This window comes from Acidimicrobiales bacterium, assembly GCA_041394185.1.
Lineage (GTDB): Bacteria > Actinomycetota > Acidimicrobiia > Acidimicrobiales > Poriferisodalaceae > JAAETH01.
Genome location: JAWKIQ010000003.1, coordinates 138,310 through 158,528, shown reverse-complemented (window position 1 = coordinate 158,528; position 20,219 = coordinate 138,310). Strand labels below are relative to the sequence as shown.

Sequence of the window (20,219 nt, the reverse complement as noted above, 5' to 3'; positions counted from 1 at the left end):
CACCCGGCCGTCTGGGTAGGGTGACCCAATGTCGGCTTCACCGATCCTCCAGACGTTTGCCCTCGGCGATCAATGGCCCACCATCGACCCGTTCCTGTTCTGCGTTCATCACCTCGACCACTATCCGGCCAGCGACGGACAGATGGGTCCGGCCGCCTCGCTCGAAGGGCGCCAGATCGGTTCTGACTTCAGCTCTCGCGACGGCTGGAGCATGTACCACGGAACCCACGTACCGGGCTTTCCGTCGCATCCCCACCGGGGCTTCGAGACCCTCACCTATGTCAGGCGAGGCCTGGTAGACCACTCGGACTCGCTGGGCGCGGCGGCCAGATATGGGCGTGGAGACGCCCAGTGGCTCACGGCTGGGCGAGGCATCGTGCACTCGGAGATGTTTCCCCTGCTCGACCTGCCCGAGGGCAACACGCTCGAACTGTTCCAGATCTGGGTGAACCTCGCGGCTTCAGACAAGATGGCCGACCCCCACTTCTCGATGTTTTGGGCCGACGACATACCCAAGGTCGAGACGGTCGACGACCAAGGCCGCGCGGCGACCGTCACCGTGGTGGCCGGTTCGGTGGGAGACGCCACGGCGCCAGCCCCGCCGCCCTCTTCGTGGGCGTCGAGAGACGATTCGGATGTGGCTGTTTGGCACGTGGTCCTCGATCCAGGCGCCTCGGTCGATCTGGCCCCCGCCAACCATTTCGACACCCGCAGGGTGGCGTATCTGTTCGAGGGCGGCCACGTGATGTTCGACGGGCATCGCCTCGACCGCTACAGCGGTGCGGTCATCGACTGTTCGCGAGCCTGCCGGGTCGAAGCCGGGGAAGACGCCGTCGAATTGTTGGTTCTGCAGGGGCGGCCCATAGGCGAACCGGTGGCCAGCTATGGCCCGTTCGTCATGAACAACAGGGCCGAGATCCAGCAGGCATTCGACGACTATCAAGCGACGGGGTTCGGGGGCTGGCCGTGGCCCAGTTCAGACCCGGTGCACGGCGCCGACCCCGCCAGGTTCGCCCGCCAGGTCGACTGACGAGCAGGCTGCGTCAGCCCAGCGAGTCGCGCCAGGCCAACAGGGCCTCCACCGTGGCCAGGTCGGGGTCTGGGGCAGAGATGCCGAACACGAACAGGCTCACCCCCAACGACCTGTGTTGTTCGAGTCGCTCGATGTCCGGCTCGCCCGGCGAAGCCGCTGCGGCCGAGCCCGACAGCTCGATGTCGGACAGGTTGCGTCCGACAGCATCGCAGTGCCCTCGCAGCACCGAGAGCTTGTGCTCGAGGGTCTGGGGGTCGGAGAAGCTGTGCCAGATGTCGGCGTGCTGTGCGACGATGCGCAACGTCTTACGCTCGCCTCCGCCACCGATCAAGATCGGGATCTTGCGAGTGGGTGCGGGGTTCAGTTGCTCCCAGCGGCGGCGGATTCGGGGTAGGTCGTCCGACAGCGCATCGAGGCGTCCGCCCGCGGTGCCGAAGCTGTAGCCGTACTGGTCGTAGTCTCGTTCGAACCAACCCGAACCGGTTCCGAATATGAAGCGGCCGGTGCCGCCCTTGGCGCTGATGTGGTCGATGGTCCGTGCCATGTCGGCCTGCAGGTCGGGGTTGCGGTAGCTGTTGCAGTTCACCAGTGGGCCGAATTCGACGCGGCTGGTGGCCTCGGCCATCGAGGCCAGCATTGTCCACGACTCGAAGTGCAGGCCATCGGGATCACCGAACAGTGGAAAGAAGTGGTCCCAGTTGAAAACGACATCGACGCCCATCGCTTCGAGCTGCAGCACGATCGCCCGAAGCTCGTCGTAGGAAGCGTGTTGCGGAGCTATCTGCACGCCGATCCGGGTGGGTCTGGGAGCTGAAGACATCGAAGTCACCTCGTCTGGAAGGTCTGGGGAAGGCCAGTGCCGCGAAAGGCCGACGGGGTCTCGCCGGTTGTCGCATACATGTACAGGGCGGTCTGGAAGATGGCGTTGAGGGCGGTCATCACGACACTGATCAAAGCGAAGCCGACCACGGCGATGACTATGCCGACGACCAACAGGGCCGTCGACCCGCTGGACACCAGCAGGGCGACGATCACCAGCAGTGGCAAGGCTGCAAGAAATCCGACCAGACCAAAGCCCACGCGGGCGGCGAGATTCTCGCCCCATGTTCGCTTCAACAGCGCTCCGGATCGTTTGACACCGTCGACGGCGCCCAGACCATCGATGACGATCGCCGGGATCACGAGGAAGGTGACAACCTCCCAAGCGGCGCCGGCGATGCCCGTGACGATTCTGCCGAGGGCGCCCGACCGCTCGCGGATCGCCTGCAGGACGAGCCCCACGGTGGCGGTTATCAGCGCCCACGGCACCAGGCCGCCCAGGCGGCTGACGGCGGTGGAGATGGCACTGGACACAGTGGGGTCACCGCCGGTCATGCGGTCGTGGGCTGCTCCGACCAGGGCGCCGTTGAAAAAGACGGCGATGATGCTCATGCCCAAAGCCGCCAGCAGACCGATGAAGGCAAGGCCCGGACTGACCGAGTCGTCTGCTGATGTGGTGTCGAGCATTGCGAAAGCGGGAACGGCCAGAACTGCCAACAGCACCAGCGACGCCACCATCGACAGAACCGGTATCCACAACAGCTCGCGGTCCTGCATCAGAACCCGCCAAGAGACCTTGGCCAGTTCGAGGGTGTTCCTGATGCGTCCCATTGCTGCTCCGTCTGCCGCTGCTGCTAGAGGCCAGACGCTACCGTGACGCGGCGCGCGTTGGGCCTACCCGCAACTGGTAAGCGGCTCGGCGGGAGGCCGACCATCGATGAGGGTGCTGTCGACCAGCTCTTTGACGCAGTCGTTGTTGGGATAAACGGTGTGCTCGGGGTGGGTCACCTCGATCAGGCGACCGTCGGCCAACGTGTCGAAGGCCAGCTCCTCGGATTCGGTGAACGGTGTCACTGGGTCGTCGTGGTTGCCCACTACCACGATCGTGACGTCACCACCGTCGAGGGCGACAGGGCTGGGAGCGGGAGCTATCGAGTCGAGGAACGGGCACTGGTCGAACGCGATGGTGTCCATTGCGGCCAGCAACGGAAGATCGGCGGCCACCCGCTCGCCGAGGGCGATCGTGTCATCGAGGCGTTCGGCCCGATCGACGTCTGGGTAGATCGACCAGCTGTCGAGACAATTCACGTAGCCGGTGAACGAGGGCTGCCCAGGGTCGTCCAGCTGGAACAGCGCCAGTTCGCCCAGAATCGACGGGTCGTCGAACTCGACGAGGTCTTCCAGCGCGTCCCACAGCAATGGCCACGTCTGCTCGCTGTAGAGCGTGGTGATTACACCCAGCGCGCCGGCGAACGGCACACCACCCAGGTAGGTGTCGACCAGGTCGAGCTTGGCCGTGGCCTGCTCGAAATAGGCGATGGGGTCGCCCTCGTTCCATATCGGGCAGGTCGCGTCGTTGCACGCCTCGATCGCCTGGCGCAGCCGCGCCTCCAGCGGAACCAGTTCCTCCATGGCGCTCTCGATCCGCTGCTCGGTGGTGTCGGCCGGGTCTATGGGGTTGTTGGCTCCGTCCAGCACCATTGCCCTCACCCGATCTGGAAACAGGCTGGCGTACCAAACGCCTATGGCCGACCCGTACGAGTAGCCCAGGTAGCTGAGCTCTTCGAAGCCGAGGGCTTCGCGAACCGCGTCCATGTCGCGGGCCACGAACTCGGTGTGCAACAGGCCGGCCACGGCTCCCATCGAGTCGACGCACTGCTGTGTCGACAGTTCGGCCAGTTCGACCTCTTCAGGCGTGTCGGCCAGCCCATCGATGGCGTTTGTGATGACCACCCAATCGCCGTCGAGCCCGCACTCGAATGTCGGCTCGGAGTTGCCCACTCCACGCGGATCGAACGCAATCAGATCGAAGTGGTCGGTGAGCTCGGCCGGAAGGTAACCGTCGTGTGCGAAGTCGAGGAACTCGACAGCGCTGACCCCCGGGCCGCCGGGGTTGATGAAAAGGGCCCCGCGATAGTCGTCGGGTTCGCCGTCGGCGCTGACCCGCGCAACCTCGATCTCGAGTGTTTCTGGCCCGGCGCTCGCCCCATAGTCCATGGGCACATCCACGGTGGTGCACTCGAGGCGGCCGCATTGCGACCAGGCGAGGTCATCGTCGGGCCGGTCGGGCCCGCTGCCCGAGCCCTGATCGTCATTGGCTGTGCCGTCGGTGGTTGTGTCGTCGGCAGCTGTGTCGTCCGGGCCGCCATCGGAGATCGGCGCAGTGGTCGTGGACTGGTCGTCAGAGCCCGAACCCGAGCAGCCAGAGGCGAGCATCGACAGCGCTAGCAGAAACATCAGGGCACGTCTCATCGACGTCGAAGGTAGCCTCTGGAGCCGATGTCGCACTCGCGCCGATACCACCTCGTCACATTGGGCTGCCCGAAGAACGAGGTCGACTCAGACAAGGTCGAAGGAACCCTGCTGGCCGAGGGCATGGCCGCGGTCGACCACGCCGGCGACGCCGACCTCATCGTCGTCAACACCTGCGCCTTCATCGAGTCGGCCCGCCAGGAATCGATCGACACGATCCTGGCGCTCGACCAGGCGAGACGTCAGGGTTCCAGGCTCGTGGTCACCGGGTGTATGGCCGAGCGATACGGCGACGAACTGGCCGAGGCCCTGCCCGAGGTCGACGCTGTGGTGGGCTTCGGTGGTCCCATGCTCGCTCCGCCGCCCGAACCGGCCGCAACCCGTGTGCAGGTGAGCCTTGGCCCGACGCGCCGCTCGGCTCCCCAGCCGCCGGCACTCGACCTGCTCAACCTGCCCCGACCTGCCAGCACCCGACCGTGGGCCTACGTGAAGGTCGCCGAGGGCTGCGACCGCAAATGCGGATTCTGCGCCATTCCTTCTTTCCGGGGGCCGCAGCGAAGCCGTTCGATCGACGACATCGTCGCCGAGGTCGAGCAGTTGAACGTGCGCGAGGTGGTGCTGGTGGCCCAAGACCTGGCCTCGTTCGGCAAGGACGTGGGTCGGGCCGGAGACATCGTCGGGTTGGTCCGGGCGGTGGCCGACATGGTCGACCGGGTTCGCCTGTTGTACCTGTACCCGTCCGACCTCAACGACGCCCTCATCGATGTCATCGTCGGGTCGGGCGTGCCCTACTTCGACCTCTCGTTGCAGCACGTATCGGCGCCACTGGTGCGGCGGATGCGACGTTGGGGCAACGGCGACAAGTTCCTCGACCGCATCGAGCACATCCGCAATCTGGCCCCCGATGCGGCGCTGCGGTCGAACTTCATCGTCGGCTATCCGGGCGAGACCGAAGACGATCACTCGAGGCTCCTCGACTTCGTACAGGCCGCCCAGCTCGATTGGTGTGGCTTCTTCTCGTACTCGCGCGAGCAGGGCACGTACGCCGCCGACCTCGACGGTGAAGTTCCCGAGGGCCTCATGTCAGAGCGTCTGTCAGAGCTGACCGAGATGCAAGACCGCATCACCTTCGAGCGTCGCTCGGCCCTGATCGGCCAAACGATGGAGGTCTTGGTCGACGAGCCCGGTGTGGCGCGGTCACATCGCGAGGCTCCCGAGATCGACGGGGTTGTCCTGGTGCCAGAACAGCTCCAGACGGGCAGCCTCTGCATGGTTCGCGTGACAGACTCCGATGGGCCAGATCTCATAGCCGAACCGGTCTGAGAAACCTCTGGCGGTTGGGAGAAGTCGAAGCCCCGTGGTCGAACCCGGATCCGTGATCAACCTGGCGAACGCGTTGACGCTGACGCGCCTGTTCGCCTCGCCGGTGTTCATCGTGTTGATCACCGACAAGGGTCCCAATTGGGTGACCTTCTTCATCGGGGCTGCCATCGCTTTGACCGACGCAGTCGACGGATGGCTGGCCCGCCGGTTCGGCACCACCGCGTCAGGCGCTTTTCTCGACCCCCTGGTCGACAAGGTCTTCGTGTTGGGCGGGATGTTTGCCTTCGTGGCCGTCGGCCAGTTCCACTGGCTTCCCGTGTCGTTGATCGCACTTCGCGAGCTGGCGATGTCGCTGTATCGCTCGACGGTGGGCCGCAACGGCGTCTCGGTGCCCGCCAGCTTCCTCGCCAAGATCAAGACGACCGTGCAGATCTGGGCGTTGGGCTTTGCTCTTATGCCACCGGTGGCCGAGCACGCACACTGGATAGCCACGACGACGCTGTGGAGCGCTGTGGCGCTGACGTACGTCACCGGAGCTCAGTACCTGTCGGCCGCCCGAGCCGGCACGTCCTATGGAGGTTGATCATGCGGTGTGAGGTCGTAGCAGTCGGAACCGAACTGCTGCTGGGACAGATCGTCGACACCAACTCGTCGTGGATCGGCGAGCAGCTGGCGGCGGCGGGCATCGACAGCCACTTCCAGACCAAGGTCGGAGACAACTGGCAGCGCATCGCAGACTCGTTGCGGCTGGCGCTGTCGCGCAGCGACGCGGTCATCGTGTGTGGTGGGCTGGGTCCCACCCAAGACGACATAACCCGTGACGTCATCGCCGATGTGATGGGTGTCGAGCTGGTGCGCGATGGGGTCATCGAGGAACGCATCAGGCAGATGTTCGCCGCCCGAGGCAGGGCAATGCCCGAGAACAACCTGAGGCAGGCCATGGTGCCCGAGGGTGCCCAAACCATGGCCGAGCAGCCCGGAACAGCCCCCGGCCTCGTCTGCCCGATCCGCTGGACCGAGCCGACTGGAGAGGTGGTCGACAAGGTCATCTACGCAGTGCCTGGCGTGCCCCTCGAGATGCGCCAGATGGTGACCGGTACCGTTCTGGCCGACCTGCGAAGGCGGTCGGGAACAGACTCGGTCATATCCAGCCGGGTGGTTCGAACCTGGGGCCACTCCGAGTCGGGCGTGGCCGAACTGTTGGCCGACGAGATCGAGCGGCTTGACCAGCAGGGTCATGCCACCATCGCAATCCTGGCCAGCGGCGTCGAAGGTCTGAAGGTGCGGATCACCGCCAAAGGGCCCGACCTCCAAACCGTTGGGCAACTGCTCGATACCGAACAACAGCGCGTATGTGAGGTGCTGGGCGACACCGTCTTCGGCTTCGACGACGACAACATGGAGGCCGTTGTGTCGGCCGCCTTGGTGGGGTCGGGCCGCACCGTCGCCGTGGCCGAGACGATCTCGGGCGGGTACATGGCCAGCCGGTTGTCTCTGGCTCGCTCGGCCCAGGCAATGCTGGGCGGCATCGTCGTGGGTTCCGCCCAGGCCAGGTCTGCGTTGCTCGAGGCCGCCGGCCTGACCTCGACGGCGATCGAGCCCGCCTCAGCAGACGAGGCCGGCGCACTGGCCGAGGGGGCCAGGGCGCTATTCGGCGCCGACATAGGTCTGGCGTCGGTGGGCCCCGTAGCCGCCGGAAAGCCCACCGGCGAGATATTCGCGGCCATCTCCACGGCAACGTCGACCGACACATTCGCCTGGAAGTTCCCGGGTGACCACGAGCGCGTCAGGCAGTTCAGCTGCATCAGCCTGCTCGACCAGCTGCGACGCCACCTGGCCGCCACCGCAGGCGATTCTCAGCCCCCGCGCAGTACCTCTCCCACATTTTGGTGAAGACTGGAACCAGGGGCCGTGCTCGTTCGTCATAGAGCGAGTCCGTCGCGTACAGAGTGGAAAAACCTTGACCGAGCAGATCGAAGCGCCTGCGTCTCATGACCCTGTGGCGGCCTACCGGGCGCGCCTCAGGCGCAATCGCCTGATGCTGGTATTGGGGTTCTTGTTGATCGCAATCGTCGGGGGTGCGTGGGCCGGCCTCACGAAGGACCCGATAGGTCGCGACAATCCGGCCCTGCAGGTATTCCCGGTCGACGGGCGGTTTGTCGAGGTCGAGGGGGAGGAATTCTTCGTCGAAGAGCCGGCACTGCCCGATGTCACCTTCGCTCCGACCACCACCGTGGTGCTGGGCCCGTGAGGTCGAGCGTGATGAAACGGTGGGCCGGTCTTGCTGCGGCGCTGGTCGTGGCCAGTGCCTTGCTGCTCACAGGCACTGCCGGTGCCAGGCAGGCCCAGGCCCAAGCGGCGATCTCGCTCGATCTGCCTCGCAACTCTCCCCTGATCGCCGGTCAGCTGACCGCCGTAGAGGTCAGTGTCACTTCTCAGAGGGCGGTTCGCGGTGTCGTGTCGGTGTCGACGTCGTCGTTCGAGTTTGGCGGGTCGACCGTGTACCAGGTGCCCGTCGAGCTGGCGGCAGGAACGCCGGTCGAGTTCCCCCTGGCAGTTGTCGCCGGGTTCGGTGGGCTCGAGCTGCAGGCCGAACTGGTCGTGGGCGGCGAGTCGGTTGCCCAGGCCGAGCTTCGGCGCTTTGGCGACGAGGCACCCGGCGTGCTCGCCGCAGTGTTGGGGGTCGACGCCCCCGGGGCTGTCGAGATGAGGGCGGGTACCGGTTCTGCCACCACCTACCAGGTCAGTTCCGAGAGGCTCGAGACGGTGGGTCTGCTCGGCACGTCTTACCTGATCACCTCTCCTGGTGCGCTGCGTTCGTTGACCCAACCGGCTCTGCTGGCGGTGATCACCTGGACTGCCGACGGCGGCCAGTTGCTGGTCGTGGGTGCCGAAGGCTCCGCCGACGATCTGCTGCCAGAGGCCTGGGCCCAGGGACCGGCCGGCTTGGGCGAGGTCAACTACGTCGACGATTCGTGGGCCCAAAGCGGCCTGTCGTTGCCGGCTCGCACCATCGCCGGTGGCGCGGGCCAGATCGATCCGCAGATGTTGATGGGGGAGGTGCCGGTTTCGTCGATCGACGACCTGGCATCCGACGCCGGGTTCAGCCTGCCCTCGCTGCGCAGCCTGCTGGTGCTGCTTGGTGTCTACGTGCTGGCGGCGGGTCCGATTACATACCTGGTCTTGAAACGAATGGGCTCTACCCATTTGGCGTGGCGGGTGCTTCCCCTGCTTGCGGTCGTGTGCACGGGAATGGCGCTGGTGGTGGGGGCCGGCCTGAGATCCGACCGGGGCAGTTCGTATGCGTCTGTCGTGGAGGTGTGGCCCACGGGCTCGAAGGCCACCACCACGATCTTGGTGTCTTCTACCAGGTCCGACATTCGAACTGTCGAGGCACCGCAGGCGTGGCACTACACCGGTTCCGGCCAGATCGTGGGCTGGGGCCCTACCAGCGAAGGAGCGGTCAGCGTCGAACCCGGCCGCACCGGCGTGGCCGTGTCTTCGAACCTGACCGCCGGCGGTGCCGCATCGATGCAGCTCACCGGGCCGGCGCCGCAGTTCGATGGGGCTCTCACCATCGACCAGATCGTCCTCGACGGAGCCACCGTGGTCGCCAGGGTCACGAACAACTCAGGTGTCCAACTGACCGAAGTGGTAGCCCTTCTCGGAACCGAGGCGGTCGAGATCGGCGAGTTGGCCGATGGTGAGTCTCGCTCGTTCACCATCGAGCACTCGGCGCGTCTGCGTCAGCGTCTCGACGAGCTGGCGGCCTGGGGGGTCAATCAGTTCGGCGGACGTCCCAGTCGCAGCTCGCCAATAGCAGCCGGGGTCTGGTCTCAGTGGCGCGGGATCGAAGGTCTCAACGCCTTCCCCGACGGGTACGTGGGCGTAGTCGGGTGGTCGCGAGATCTCGAGCCGCCGACATCTGACATATCCAGCGGGCGCACGGCCCTGGTCGCACGCGCCGCACTTCCCGAGCCCATCGAAGATGGCTCGCCCTTGCCCTCGTTGATCGTGGCCGACCAGTCCTCGGGGCGGCAGGCCCAAGACGCCTTCTTCTTCGGGTGGACCTTTGCCATACGCATCGACGCAGGCGAACTAGAGGCGTCGCGTGTGTCGCTAGCACTCGACTCGTCGGTGGCCGGCCTCGAGATGTGGGATGGCACCGACTGGATTCCCGTCGACATCGCCGAAAGGGGCAATGTCACCATCGGGATCTTGCCGCAGGCGCTGATCGACGGGGTCGTCTACGCGAGGTCGACGGTGGTCGAGAGCTGGCCGGTGAGGCCTGGTGTCACGGCGATGGTGGGCGAGGCCGAGGTACCCGAGACCCGCGAGGTCGGCGACGTGCTGAGCCGCTGGGACGGCGGCGGCTTGATCGACCCCGGAATGGGTGGCTTCGCCGAGCTGTCCGAGTCGTTCGAGGTGCAGCTCGAAGAGGGTGAGCAGAGCTTCGAAGGCGACCTGTTCGGACCCGAGTACGACGAGTACCGCGTGCAGCTGAACGAGGGTGACGAGCTGGGAATCCGGCTGAGGGCCGACCACGACTCGCTGCTGTGGGTTCAAGGGCCAGACGGCGATCTGCTGGTCGAGAACGACGACTTCGGCGGTATCTGCTGCAACAGCGGGGCCGACCTGACCATCACTCGGGCTGGCGAATACGTCATCGAGGCGCGGGCGCTGGGAGGCAACGGCTCGGGTGGCTATGAGCTGGTGCTCGACTACACGCCATCGGCCGAACCCGCCGCGACCACCACAACCACCACCGCTGCCACATCCACCACTGGCGGCGACGAACAGGGCGAGGCCGACGGATGACCGACACCACCTCGATCCCTCTCGTCAGCTCGGCGGCGTCGCAGTTCGACGACATCGCACGGCCCGACCAACATCCAGGCCCCGAGGCCGCGGTGACGGTACGAGGCCTCACCAAGTTCTACGGCTCGCTGGCGGCCGTAGACCGCATCGATCTCGACATCGCACACGGTGCCGTCTTTGGCCTGATCGGCCCAAACGGCGCGGGCAAATCGACCCTCATGTCGATGATGGCCTCGTTGTTGTTGCCCTCGACCGGGTTCGTTCGCGTGCTGGGCCACGATCCGGTTGCCGAACCGGCCGCGGTGCGCTCGAAGATCGGCTACATGCCCGACGGATTGGGCGTATACGACGCCATGTCGGTCGAGGATTATCTGGGCTTCTATGCGGGCGCCTACCGCATACCCCGCCACGAGCACTCCGAGCTGATCGACGGGCTGCTCGAGCTGGTCGAGCTGTCGGTCAAGCGCACCGCAGAGGTCAACTCGTTGAGCCGAGGCATGAAGCAGAGGCTGAGCCTGGCCCGAGCGCTGGTGCACGATCCCCAACTGCTGATTCTGGACGAACCGGCCTCGGGCCTGGACCCCAGGGCCAGGGTCGAGCTTCGGGCACTGATCGTGCAGTTGAAGGAGATGGGCAAGACCGTCGTCGTCAGCAGCCATATCCTCAGCGAGCTGCAGGAGATCTGCACACACGTCGGCATCGTCGAGGCGGGCAGGTTGCTGGCCGCGGGTTCGCCTCGCGAGATCCTGTCGCGGTTGGGCGGGCTGCGCCAGATCGAGGTGCGTCTGGCCGATGGCTCGGTCTTGAAGCATTCGGTTGCCGACGAGGCCGCTCAGGTGGCCCTGTTGCGTCAGCTGGTCAACGAGGGCCACGAGGTGCTCGAGTTCATCGAAACCGGCTCTGGGCTCGAGGACGTGTTCATGTCGGTCACCGAGGGGATCGTGCAATGACCTCCATCACCAGTCGATTGCAGAGCCCGGTGTTGGCGCGCGAGATGCGTCAGCGGATGTTGGGTCGTCGTGGCGCCGTCGCCATCACGGTGTGGCTTGTCCTGCTCATCGGCGTATTCGGCCTGGCATACCAAGGCAACTCCGACTTCGATTCGGGGCTCAACGTGTTGTCGGCCGCACGGGTAGGTCGCGAGATCTTCGAGTGGGTTCTGACCGGCATGCTGCTGATAGTGCTGTTCTTGGTGCCGGCCACCACGTCGGGTGCCATCGCCGGCGAACGCGAACGCCAGACCTTGCTGCCGTTGCAGGTCAGCCTGATGTCGCCCCTGAACATCGTGTTGAGCAAGATCGCGGCGGCGGTGGTGTTCACCGTGCTGCTCGTGGTTCTATCGGCACCGCTGCTCGCCCTGACATATCTGATCGGCGGCGTCACGGTCACCGACATCTTCAAGGGCATAGCCATGGTCGAGTTGACGGCGCTGACGGTTGGGGCCCTGGGGGTTGCGTGTTCGGCGGTGTCGCGGCGCGTCCAGGCCGCCACGGTCATGGTCTACGGCGCCGTCCTGTTCATGATCGTCGGCAGCTTCGTGTTCTATGGAGCGGCAGCCGTCATCGACAACTCGCGCGGGTTCGACGAGCCCAATCCGCCCAAGGAGTTGTTGATGATCAACCCGGTGGTGGCCACGGCCGATGTCTTCGAACGCGTAGACGGTGGGTTCACGCTCGACACCAACACGCCGCTGGGCGCCTTGCGCACGATGCTCGACGAGGTCGAACAGATCGACGTTGGGTTTGGCGCACGCCAAACCGAATCGACCAGGGTTTGGCGATGGTACGTCGTGGCGTGCGTGCTCATCACCTATGCGTCGGTAGCAACCGCAACGTCGCGGGTGCGAACACCGGCAAAGGTCGAACGATGAAGCTGCCCTCGTCGCTCGAAGCTGTCATCAACGCTGGCCGAAGGCGCATGCGCGTGCTGTGGGCCGTTGCCACGGCGCAGCGGGTATTGCCCGCAGCCGCAGGCGTCGGGTTGGCGCTGGCCGTGCTGGCCCGGCTTCGACCGTGGACCTGGCCAGAACCTGCCGCCCTGGCAGCACCACTGGCCATGCTGCTGGTCGTTGCCGTGGGGGCTGTGGCAATGCGAATAGAGCCTTTGGTGGTCGCCAGGGCCATCGACAACGGATCGGGTTCGCGCGACGCATTGGCTACTGCGTTCGAGGTGTCGGAATCCGACCCGTTCGGCGCAAGGGTGCTAGAACGCGCCAGGGCGTCGGTGCCCGCCGACCTGGGAACGGCGCTTCCCGTCCGCATCGACTGGCGTCCATGGGCCGGCGCCGCCGCCCTCATAGTCGCGACCGCGGCGCTGGTGTTGGTTGCCAATCCCCAAGATGCAGTCAGGGACCGTGCAGCGGCCGAGCGCGAGGCGATATCGGAGACCGCCGACCAGGTCGACGAGCTCGCAGATCGTCTCGCGACCAACCCCGAGTTGGCAGAACAGGCCGACGCCCTGGCCGCGCTGGCCGACGAGTTGCGCCGCTCCGATGATTTCGAGGCGGCCCTGGCGAGCCTCGACGAGGCCGAGCGCCAGTTGGCGTCTTCGCTCGATTCGCAGACCCTGGCCCAACGGGCTGCCTCAGATGGTCTCGCCGCCACCCTGGCGCTGACACCCATCGCTGCAGGCAGCACGGCCGCCGAACAACTCGCGGCAGCAGCCGCCGGTCTCGAAGGACTCACGCCAGAACAGCAGGCCGAGTTGGCCGAGCGACTCGAGCAGTTGGCCCGCATCGAGCAGGTCGGCGACCCGGCTACGGGCGACAACCTGGGCGCAGCGGCCGAGGCGCTCGCAGCCGGCGATCTGGCTGCGGCATCCGAGGCGCTCGAATCGGCCTCGGCCTCCGCCGACAGCGCTGCCGGCGAGGCCGCTCAGGGACGCTCGGTCGAGTCGGCGGCCCAGAGCCTCGATCGACTGGCCGCCGAGCTGGCTGCGCAGCGCGAAGCCCAGCAATCGGGGCAGGGTTCGGGGCAGGGTGAGGGCTCGGGCCAGGGCTCAGGTCAGGGTGAGGGCTCCGGGCAGGGCGAAGGTTCGGGTTCGGGGTCGGGCCAAGGTCAGGGCGCTGGTTCGCCGTCTGGGCAGGTCACCGGCGGAGGCAGCGGCGGAACCGGCCAGGGTGGCCAGGGCAATATCGCCGGAAATGGCACGGGTGGGCGCGACGAGCCGGGTGCACACCACGACGCCACGCTCGAGGTGCCGGCGGCGGGTGCCAGCGACATCGTGGGCGCCGACGCGACTGCCACCGGCGACGGAACCGGAACAGACCCGCTCAGGGTCAACGGCACCACTACGGGCGGGGTCACACGCGTTCCGGTGTCCGACGTGGTCAACGAGTTCGAACAACGAGCCGTCGACGCAATCGATCGCCTCGACCTGGGCCCGTCCGAGGCCCGTGTTGTAGAGGGCTACTTCGACCGGTTGGTCGAGCTGACGACAGGAAACGGATGATCCGATGACCGACCACAGCGACTCAGGTGCCACCGGCATCAGCCCCGAACGCTATTCAGAGGTGGTGGCCGCCATCGAGGCCGAGGTCGGCAAGGTCATCGTCGGCCAGCGCAGCGTGGTGCGATCGGTGGTGGTCGCAATGCTTTGCGAGGGGCACGTTCTGCTCGAGGGTGTCCCCGGCTTGGGCAAGACGATGCTGCTGAAGGCATTGTCCGATGCCCTCGACCTCGAGTTCGGTCGCATCCAGTTCACGCCCGATCTCATGCCCGCCGACGTCACCGGCACACAGGTTCTGGAGACCGACGAGTCGGGCGATCGTGTCTTTCGGTTTCGCGAAGGTCCCGTGTTTGCCGGCCTGGTGCTGGCAGACGAGATCAACCGTGCCACGCCAAAGACCCAGTCGGCCCTGCTCGAAGCCATGCAGGAACGGTCGGTGACGGTCGCCGGTGCAACCCGCCGGCTGCCGAGGCCGTTCCTGGTGATGGCGACCCAGAACCCGATCGAGCAGGAGGGCACCTACCCGCTGCCCGAGGCCCAGCTCGACCGCTTCATGTTCAAGATCGATGTCGGGTTTCCGACCGCCGACGAACTGCACGAGATCGTCGGGCGCACCACATCTGGTGCATCGGCCACACCATCGTCGGTCACCGACGCAGCCGAACTCCAGCAGATGATCGCCCTCACCAGGCAGGTTCCGGCGGCAAGCCACGTCACTCGTCACGCCGTCGATCTGGTCGTTGCCACTCACCCCGGCGGAGCTGGGGCACCGGGCGAGATCGCCAAGTACGTGCGAAACGGAGCCTCACCCCGCGGCGCCCAGGCACTGATGCTGGGCGCCAAGGCCACGGCCTTGCTCGACGGCAGGCCTTCGGCATCGGTCGACGACGTCCGCGCCGTGGCCGGGTCCGCGCTGAGGCACCGCCTGGTGCTGGGGTTCGAGGCGATCGCCGATGGCGTCAGCCCCGCCCAATTGATCGAAGCCGTGATGGACGCGGTGCCGGCGCCGGCCTCAGGGGTACGCGGTGCTCCTTGAGCCAGAGCTGCTGGCTGCGCTCGAGCGCATGCAGCTGAACTCGCGCCGTCCCCTCGCCGGGCAGCTGAGCGGAGGGCACCGGTCGAAGCGCCACGGTTCGTCGCTCGATTTCTCCGACTTTCGCGAGTACCAGCCCGGCGACGATTTCCGACGCATCGACTATCTGACCCTGGCCAGGCTCGACCAGCTGGTGGTGCGCCTCTACGAGGCCGACGACGATCTGACCGTAGACCTGGCCATCGACACCAGCGCCTCGATGGGCCTCGACGGCAAGTTGCGCCGCGCTGTCGAGGTTGCCTCCGCGGTGGGTTTCGTGGCTTTGTTGCGACGCGACACGGTGCGCCTGCAGGTTCCGGGTGTGGCGCCGAGGCGCTTCACCGGACGTCGCGGTCATGCCCAGCTCGATTCGGCATTGTCGTCTTTGACCGCGTCGGGTTCTGTGTCGCTGCCGCAGTTCGCCAACCGGGTTCTGGGCAGCGCAAGGCCCCCGGGCATCACGGTGGTGTTCTCCGATCTGCTCGACGAAGACTGGGCCACCGCGGTCAGACGGCTGCCTGCCCTCGGCGCTGACGTGGTGGTTGTTCACGTCCTGGGTCCCGGCGAGCTCGACCCGTCTGCCATGGGCGACGTCGACCTAGTCGACATCGAGTCGGGCGACCGCGTTCCGGTATCGATGACGCCCGCCGCGCTCGAGCACTATGGCGGGCGACTCGCCGCATGGCGCGACGATGTCGGTTCCCTCGTGCGCAGCCGTGGCGCCGTGCTGGTAGAGGTCGACACCCGCGAACCGATACGCGACGTGCTGCTCGAGAACCTCAGGCGAGCGGAGGCCCTCCGGTGAGATTCGCCAACCCCGCCGGGTTCTGGTTCTTGCTGGCGGCACTTCCGGTCGTCGCCATGCACATGTTGAAGCCGCGCCGGGTCGAGGCGGTCGTGTCGTCGCACCTCCTCTGGGATGCCGAGACGGCCGGGTCCACTGGTGCACGTCCCTGGCAGCGACTGCCGGTGACCCTGCCGCTGGTGTTGCAGCTGTTGGTGGTCGGGTTGCTTGCCCTGGCGTTCGCCTCGCCATCCATCGAACGCGAGGCCGCGCTGGCCAACCACACCGTGGTCATCATCGACGCATCGGCCTCGATGGGGGCCACCGACGGTTCTCCCGATCGGCTCGCCGACGCTAAGGAGGTTGCGCTGTCGCTGTGGGACGAGCGTCCCGAGGCTGGTCGCATGAGCGTGATTGTGGCCTCGACCGGGTCCAGGGTGCTGGCGTCGGCCACGCAGGATCGCTCCACTTACGAGGCGGCCGTGCGCTCGATCAGACTGGGCGACGGCAGCGCCGACCTGGCATCGGCGATGGCGCTGGCAGATGGCCTCGAGACGCCGGCCGAAACCATAGGAATAGTGCTGATCTCCGACGGCGGACACAGCCCCGTCGAGTTGGCCGCCCTACCCCCTGGAGTGACCCATCGCCAGGTCGGAGACTCCGACATCAACCGCGCGATCACGTCATTGGACGTATTCGAAACCGCTGAGGGCCTGCGGGCCACGGCTGTGGTCGAAGCAGCCGGAGGTTCCGATTCCGCTGGTCTTAGCCTCAGGTTCGACGTCGACTCCGTCACCAGGGCGGTCGAGACCATCGATGTGTCTGCCGACGAGCCGACCGTGGTCACGGTGGACCTGCCGCCAGGCGAACAGGTCATCGCGAGGTTGGGCGGCGAAGACCTGCTGTCGGTCGACGACACCGCGTATGCCGCCGCATCTCAGCGCGACGACGTAAAGGTGTCTGTGTCGGGAGAACTCGATGCTTTCACCACGGCCTTGCTCGACTCGCTGCCCGGCATAGCCATCGTCGATCCAGCGGTCGAAACGCCCGACGTCACGGTCTTCGTGGGTGTCGAGGTTCCCGACGACATCGCCAGACCATTCCTGTCGATCGGTTCGCCTTCGGGGGTTCCGGGCGTCACCGTTACAGGCACCGTCGAGAACCCCATTCCCACCCTGGTGCGCTCGACCGATCCTCTGCTGGCGGGCCTGGACCTGACCGGGTTGCGCATCTCGGAGGCGGCCAGGGTGGAGGCACCTGCGGCCGAGACTCTGGTGGGTGCCGAAGGTGCGCCCCTGCTGGTGCGGGGCAGCCGGGGCGGGCTGCCGTTCATCTATGTCGCGTTCCAGTTCGGTCGCTCGAACCTGCCACTCGATGTCAGTTTCCCGGTGCTGGGCGAGCGCATGTTGGTCGAGCTTGCCGACGCGGCCACGGTGGCCCCGCGCCTGACGGTGGGCGACCCCTTGGACACGCCGGCCGGTCGGTCTGCGACCATCACCGACCCATCGGGCGCAACCCGCGAGGTGCCGCTGGGGTCGGGTGCGGTCACCGTCGACCGGCCCGGTTTCTGGACCGTGGTGCCCGACGGGGGCGCTTCGAGGCTGGTGGCCGTCTCGCTGCCGGATGCCGAGAGCCAGATCACCTCATTGCCCGTCGCCCCCACCGGGCCGCGCGAGCTGCGTACGGGCGAGGATCCTCCCAGTCGATCGACCTCTCTGCGCTGGATAGCCATCGCCGCAGCGATGGCCCTGGCGCTAGCCGAATGGTTCTTTTCTCGTACCCGCGTCGGTGTCGGAGCCGGTCAGTGGCGGCTGGCCAACGGGCTACGCGTGGCGGCCGCGGTCGCCGCAGTGTTGGCGACGATCGGCGTGTCGGTGACCCGCGATGGAAATTCGGTGGCCACCGTGTTCTTGCTCGACCGCAGTGACTCGGTGGGCGAGCAGGGGCGTCTGGCCGGGGTCGACCTGGTCGCAGACGCGCTCGGCAACGCACCCGACGGTGCCGAGGTGGGCGTTGTGGCGGTGGGCGATGGTGCCAGGGTCGAACGCCTGCTGGGCTCGGCCGACGGCGCCGATCGGCTCCAGACGGTGGTTGTCGACGGCGACAACACCGACCTCGCGGCTGGCTTGAGGCTGGCCGGAGCTGTGCTGAACGACGATACGAAGCGTCGGATCGTGGTTGTGTCTGACGGTCGGCCCACCGTGGGCGACGCACTTTCAGAGGCCGATCGGCTGGCCGAAAGGGGAGTGCAGATCGACTATGTGCCGCTGGACCTGACCGTGGGAGCTGATGCTGCGGTGGTTTCGCTTGCCGGCCCCGACAGCGTTTCCGAGGGCGAGGCGGTGGCCCTGGTGGCCACCATCGAGTCGACCGTGCAGCAGCCGGCTCTGGTGAGCTTGTTGCGCGACGGCGTTGCCATCGAGTCGGTCGACATATTGCTGGAACCGGGGCGCACGTCGGTGACGCTTCGCGACCCCCAGCCCGACAGTGGCCTTGCTTCCTACGACGTCACCGTCGATGTGGCCTTGGACGAACGGCCCCAGAACGACGCGCGCACCGCTGTGCGCGTCGAGGGCACGGCGGGTGTGTTGGTCGTCGAGGGCGCTACCGGTGCCGCCGACACCCTGGTCAATGCGCTGGTCGCCGGCGGCATCGACGTCGACGAGGTGAGCGTCCTCGACACCCCGTCCCTCGATCGCCTGGCCGGCTATTCGAGCATCGTCTTGGTCGACGTCGATGCCGAAGATCTGTCCGAGTTGCAGATGACCTCGATCGTGTCGGCCACTCGCGACCTGGGCGTCGGTCTGGTGACCATTGGCGGACCCCAGTCGTTCGGGATGGGTCAGTATCGCGACAGCTTGCTCGAGTCTGTGTTGCCGGTGATCAGCGATGTGCTCGACCCCAGGAGGCGACGCACGGTCGCCCAGGTTCTGGCGATAGACACCAGCGAGTCGATGGGCGAGTGCCACTGCGCCGAGGGGTTCACCGACACCTCCCGGCTGCCTGGCGGCGTCACCAAGACCGACATTGCCCGGGCAGGTGCTGTAAGGGCCATAGATGCGCTGCACGCCGACGACGAGGTCGGTGTCCTCGGAATCGACACCGAGGCCCGATGGCTGATCGACCTGCAGCGGGTTCCGTCGGCAGACGTTGTCAACGCCGGCCTGTCCACGGTGACACCCGCCGGCCAAACCGACTTGTCGGACAGCCTCACCACTGCGGCCGAAGCGCTGAGGCAGAGCAACGCCGGCCTCAAGCACATCATCTTGTTCAGCGACGGATTCACCCAGCCTGGCGCGCTGGCGAACCTGGCCGACGATGCAGCAGACCTGCTCGAAGAGGGCATCACGGTGTCGGTGGTGGCAACCGGTGAGGGCGCAGCGCGCGAACTCGAGCCGATCGCTGTCGCCGGCGGTGGGCGCTTCTATCCCGGCCGCGACCTCACCCGCATCCCAGAGATCCTGGTGCAAGAGTCGGTCATCGCATCCCGGTCGTTCATCAACGAGGGCGACTTCCTGCCCACCATCACCGGATTGTCGCCGGTGACCCAAGGGCTCACTGCAACCCCATCGCTGTTCGGGTTCGTCGCCACCACCGCACAGCCCTCTGCCACCACCCTGCTGACCATCGGCGACGAGGAAGATCCGCTGTTGGCCACGTGGCAGGCGGGCCTGGGCCGGTCTACGGCTTTCACCTCCGATGCGGGCATGAGATGGGGTCAGGCGTGGGCGGATTGGGACGGCTACGTCGACTTCTGGTCGACACTGGTGCGCGACACGTTCCCCCAGTTCTCGGCCGGCAACGTGCGAACGGTGGTCGATGGTGACGAGCTGCGGATCGTGGCCGACCCTGCCGACACCGATACTGCCCGTATCGATGCAGTGGTGACCGACCCGGCGGGCTTCACCCGCACCGTGCAGCTTGCCCGAACCGCTACCGGAACCTTCGAGGGGTCGGTGCGCCTAGAGCGCCCTGGCGCCCACGCGGTGAGCGCCAGCGTCGTAACGGCCGAGGGGGCCAGCGGGCTGGGTTCTGATGTCGCCAGCCTGTCGTATTCGGCCGAGTACAGAACCACAGGCGTCGATATCGCCGTGCTGGAGCAGCTCAGCGAGGCGACCGGTGGCCGGGGCGGAATCGATGCGGCGCAGGCCTTCGACGGAGCCGGCCTGGAGCCGGGCCGCAGCGTGATGCGGCTGACCACATTGCTGTTGGCGTTGGCGGCGCTGGCGTGGCTGGTGGCGATAGCCCTCTCGAGGCTCTGGCTGAGGCGAAGGGTCGTGGTTGGCGGCGAAACGTCCCAGCCTCGCTCCGAACAGGCTCGCACACGCCAGTCGGCAGCTGTCGACGAGGTGCCCGAGGCCCCGCAGAAGCAGCCAGAACCATCAACGGAGGCCGAGTCGGCCTCGACGGTGAACGCCCTGCTGAAGTCCAAACGCGACCGCTCCACCTAG

Annotated in this window: 15 protein-coding genes; 12 read left to right on the top strand and 3 right to left on the bottom strand. The window is 66.6% G+C overall.

Features of this window, described 5'->3' with window-relative positions:
- Positions 1 to 28: 28 nt before the first annotated feature.
- Positions 29 to 1,030 carry a pirin family protein gene (locus R2770_14225; GenBank protein ID MEZ5281612.1) on the top strand — a complete coding sequence of 334 codons (1,002 nt, stop codon included), beginning with the start codon at positions 29 to 31 and terminating at the stop codon, positions 1,028 to 1,030.
- Positions 1,031 to 1,043: 13 nt separating this feature from the next.
- Here the strand turns inward: R2770_14225 and R2770_14220 are convergent, their stop codons facing one another.
- From R2770_14220 to R2770_14210, 3 genes are all read right to left on the bottom strand, one after another.
- Positions 1,044 to 1,853, bottom strand: coding sequence for an LLM class F420-dependent oxidoreductase (locus tag R2770_14220; protein MEZ5281611.1), 810 nt, complete (start codon positions 1,851 to 1,853; stop codon positions 1,044 to 1,046).
- Positions 1,854 to 1,858: 5 nt separating this feature from the next.
- Positions 1,859 to 2,683, bottom strand: a complete 825-nt coding sequence (locus R2770_14215; protein MEZ5281610.1) for a DUF6159 family protein — start codon at positions 2,681 to 2,683, stop codon at positions 1,859 to 1,861.
- A gap of 63 nt (positions 2,684 to 2,746) precedes the next feature.
- Positions 2,747 to 4,324 (bottom strand): alpha/beta fold hydrolase, encoded by a 1,578-nt coding sequence (locus tag R2770_14210; protein ID MEZ5281609.1) that lies wholly within the window; start codon positions 4,322 to 4,324, stop codon positions 2,747 to 2,749.
- Positions 4,325 to 4,351: 27 nt separating this feature from the next.
- Between R2770_14210 and rimO the strand changes: the two genes are divergently transcribed.
- The 11 genes from rimO (at position 4,352) to R2770_14155 (ending at position 20,219) form a co-directional block, all read left to right on the top strand.
- Entirely contained in the window at positions 4,352 to 5,647 is a 1,296-nt protein-coding gene (gene rimO / locus R2770_14205) for a 30S ribosomal protein S12 methylthiotransferase RimO (GenBank protein MEZ5281608.1), read from the top strand.
- A gap of 34 nt (positions 5,648 to 5,681) precedes the next feature.
- On the top strand, positions 5,682 to 6,230 hold the full coding sequence (locus R2770_14200) for a CDP-alcohol phosphatidyltransferase family protein (GenBank protein ID MEZ5281607.1): 549 nt from the start codon (positions 5,682 to 5,684) through the stop codon (positions 6,228 to 6,230).
- Positions 6,231 to 6,232: 2 nt separating this feature from the next.
- Positions 6,233 to 7,540, top strand: a complete 1,308-nt coding sequence (locus R2770_14195; GenBank protein ID MEZ5281606.1) for a CinA family nicotinamide mononucleotide deamidase-related protein — start codon at positions 6,233 to 6,235, stop codon at positions 7,538 to 7,540.
- Positions 7,541 to 7,607: 67 nt separating this feature from the next.
- Positions 7,608 to 7,898, top strand: coding sequence for a hypothetical protein (locus R2770_14190; GenBank protein ID MEZ5281605.1), 291 nt, complete (start codon positions 7,608 to 7,610; stop codon positions 7,896 to 7,898).
- 11 nt (positions 7,899 to 7,909) lie between these two features.
- Complete coding sequence (locus tag R2770_14185) at positions 7,910 to 10,465, top strand: hypothetical protein (protein ID MEZ5281604.1); 2,556 nt, start codon at positions 7,910 to 7,912, stop codon at positions 10,463 to 10,465.
- Positions 10,462 to 11,415, top strand: a complete 954-nt coding sequence (locus tag R2770_14180) for an ABC transporter ATP-binding protein (GenBank protein MEZ5281603.1) — start codon at positions 10,462 to 10,464, stop codon at positions 11,413 to 11,415. Before R2770_14185 ends, R2770_14180 begins: the two co-directional genes overlap by 4 nt.
- Positions 11,412 to 12,335, top strand: a complete 924-nt coding sequence (locus R2770_14175) for an ABC transporter permease (GenBank protein ID MEZ5281602.1) — start codon at positions 11,412 to 11,414, stop codon at positions 12,333 to 12,335. Before R2770_14180 ends, R2770_14175 begins: the two co-directional genes overlap by 4 nt.
- Positions 12,332 to 13,915: a hypothetical protein gene (locus R2770_14170; GenBank protein MEZ5281601.1), complete on the top strand. Its 1,584-nt coding sequence runs from the start codon at positions 12,332 to 12,334 to the stop codon at positions 13,913 to 13,915. The genes R2770_14175 and R2770_14170 overlap by 4 nt, the downstream gene beginning before the upstream one ends.
- A 4-nt stretch (positions 13,916 to 13,919) precedes the next feature.
- Positions 13,920 to 14,948, top strand: a complete 1,029-nt coding sequence (locus tag R2770_14165) for a MoxR family ATPase (GenBank protein MEZ5281600.1) — start codon at positions 13,920 to 13,922, stop codon at positions 14,946 to 14,948.
- Positions 14,938 to 15,789 (top strand): DUF58 domain-containing protein, encoded by an 852-nt coding sequence (locus R2770_14160; protein MEZ5281599.1) that lies wholly within the window; start codon positions 14,938 to 14,940, stop codon positions 15,787 to 15,789. Before R2770_14165 ends, R2770_14160 begins: the two co-directional genes overlap by 11 nt.
- The gene (locus R2770_14155; protein MEZ5281598.1) at positions 15,786 to 20,219 is read left to right on the top strand and encodes a VWA domain-containing protein; all 4,434 of its coding nucleotides are present in this window, start codon (positions 15,786 to 15,788) and stop codon (positions 20,217 to 20,219) included. Before R2770_14160 ends, R2770_14155 begins: the two co-directional genes overlap by 4 nt.

Coding starts and splice junctions, on each gene's coding strand:
- R2770_14225 (MEZ5281612.1), top strand. CDS start 29: ATGTCGGCTTCACCGATCCTCCAGACGTTTGCCCTCGGCGATCAATGG.
- R2770_14220 (MEZ5281611.1), bottom strand. CDS start 1,853: ATGTCTTCAGCTCCCAGACCCACCCGGATCGGCGTGCAGATAGCTCCG.
- R2770_14215 (MEZ5281610.1), bottom strand. CDS start 2,683: ATGGGACGCATCAGGAACACCCTCGAACTGGCCAAGGTCTCTTGGCGG.
- R2770_14210 (MEZ5281609.1), bottom strand. CDS start 4,324: ATGAGACGTGCCCTGATGTTTCTGCTAGCGCTGTCGATGCTCGCCTCT.
- rimO (MEZ5281608.1), top strand. CDS start 4,352: ATGTCGCACTCGCGCCGATACCACCTCGTCACATTGGGCTGCCCGAAG.
- R2770_14195 (MEZ5281606.1), top strand. CDS start 6,233: ATGCGGTGTGAGGTCGTAGCAGTCGGAACCGAACTGCTGCTGGGACAG.
- R2770_14185 (MEZ5281604.1), top strand. CDS start 7,910: ATGAAACGGTGGGCCGGTCTTGCTGCGGCGCTGGTCGTGGCCAGTGCC.
- R2770_14180 (MEZ5281603.1), top strand. CDS start 10,462: ATGACCGACACCACCTCGATCCCTCTCGTCAGCTCGGCGGCGTCGCAG.
- R2770_14175 (MEZ5281602.1), top strand. CDS start 11,412: ATGACCTCCATCACCAGTCGATTGCAGAGCCCGGTGTTGGCGCGCGAG.
- R2770_14170 (MEZ5281601.1), top strand. CDS start 12,332: ATGAAGCTGCCCTCGTCGCTCGAAGCTGTCATCAACGCTGGCCGAAGG.
- R2770_14165 (MEZ5281600.1), top strand. CDS start 13,920: ATGACCGACCACAGCGACTCAGGTGCCACCGGCATCAGCCCCGAACGC.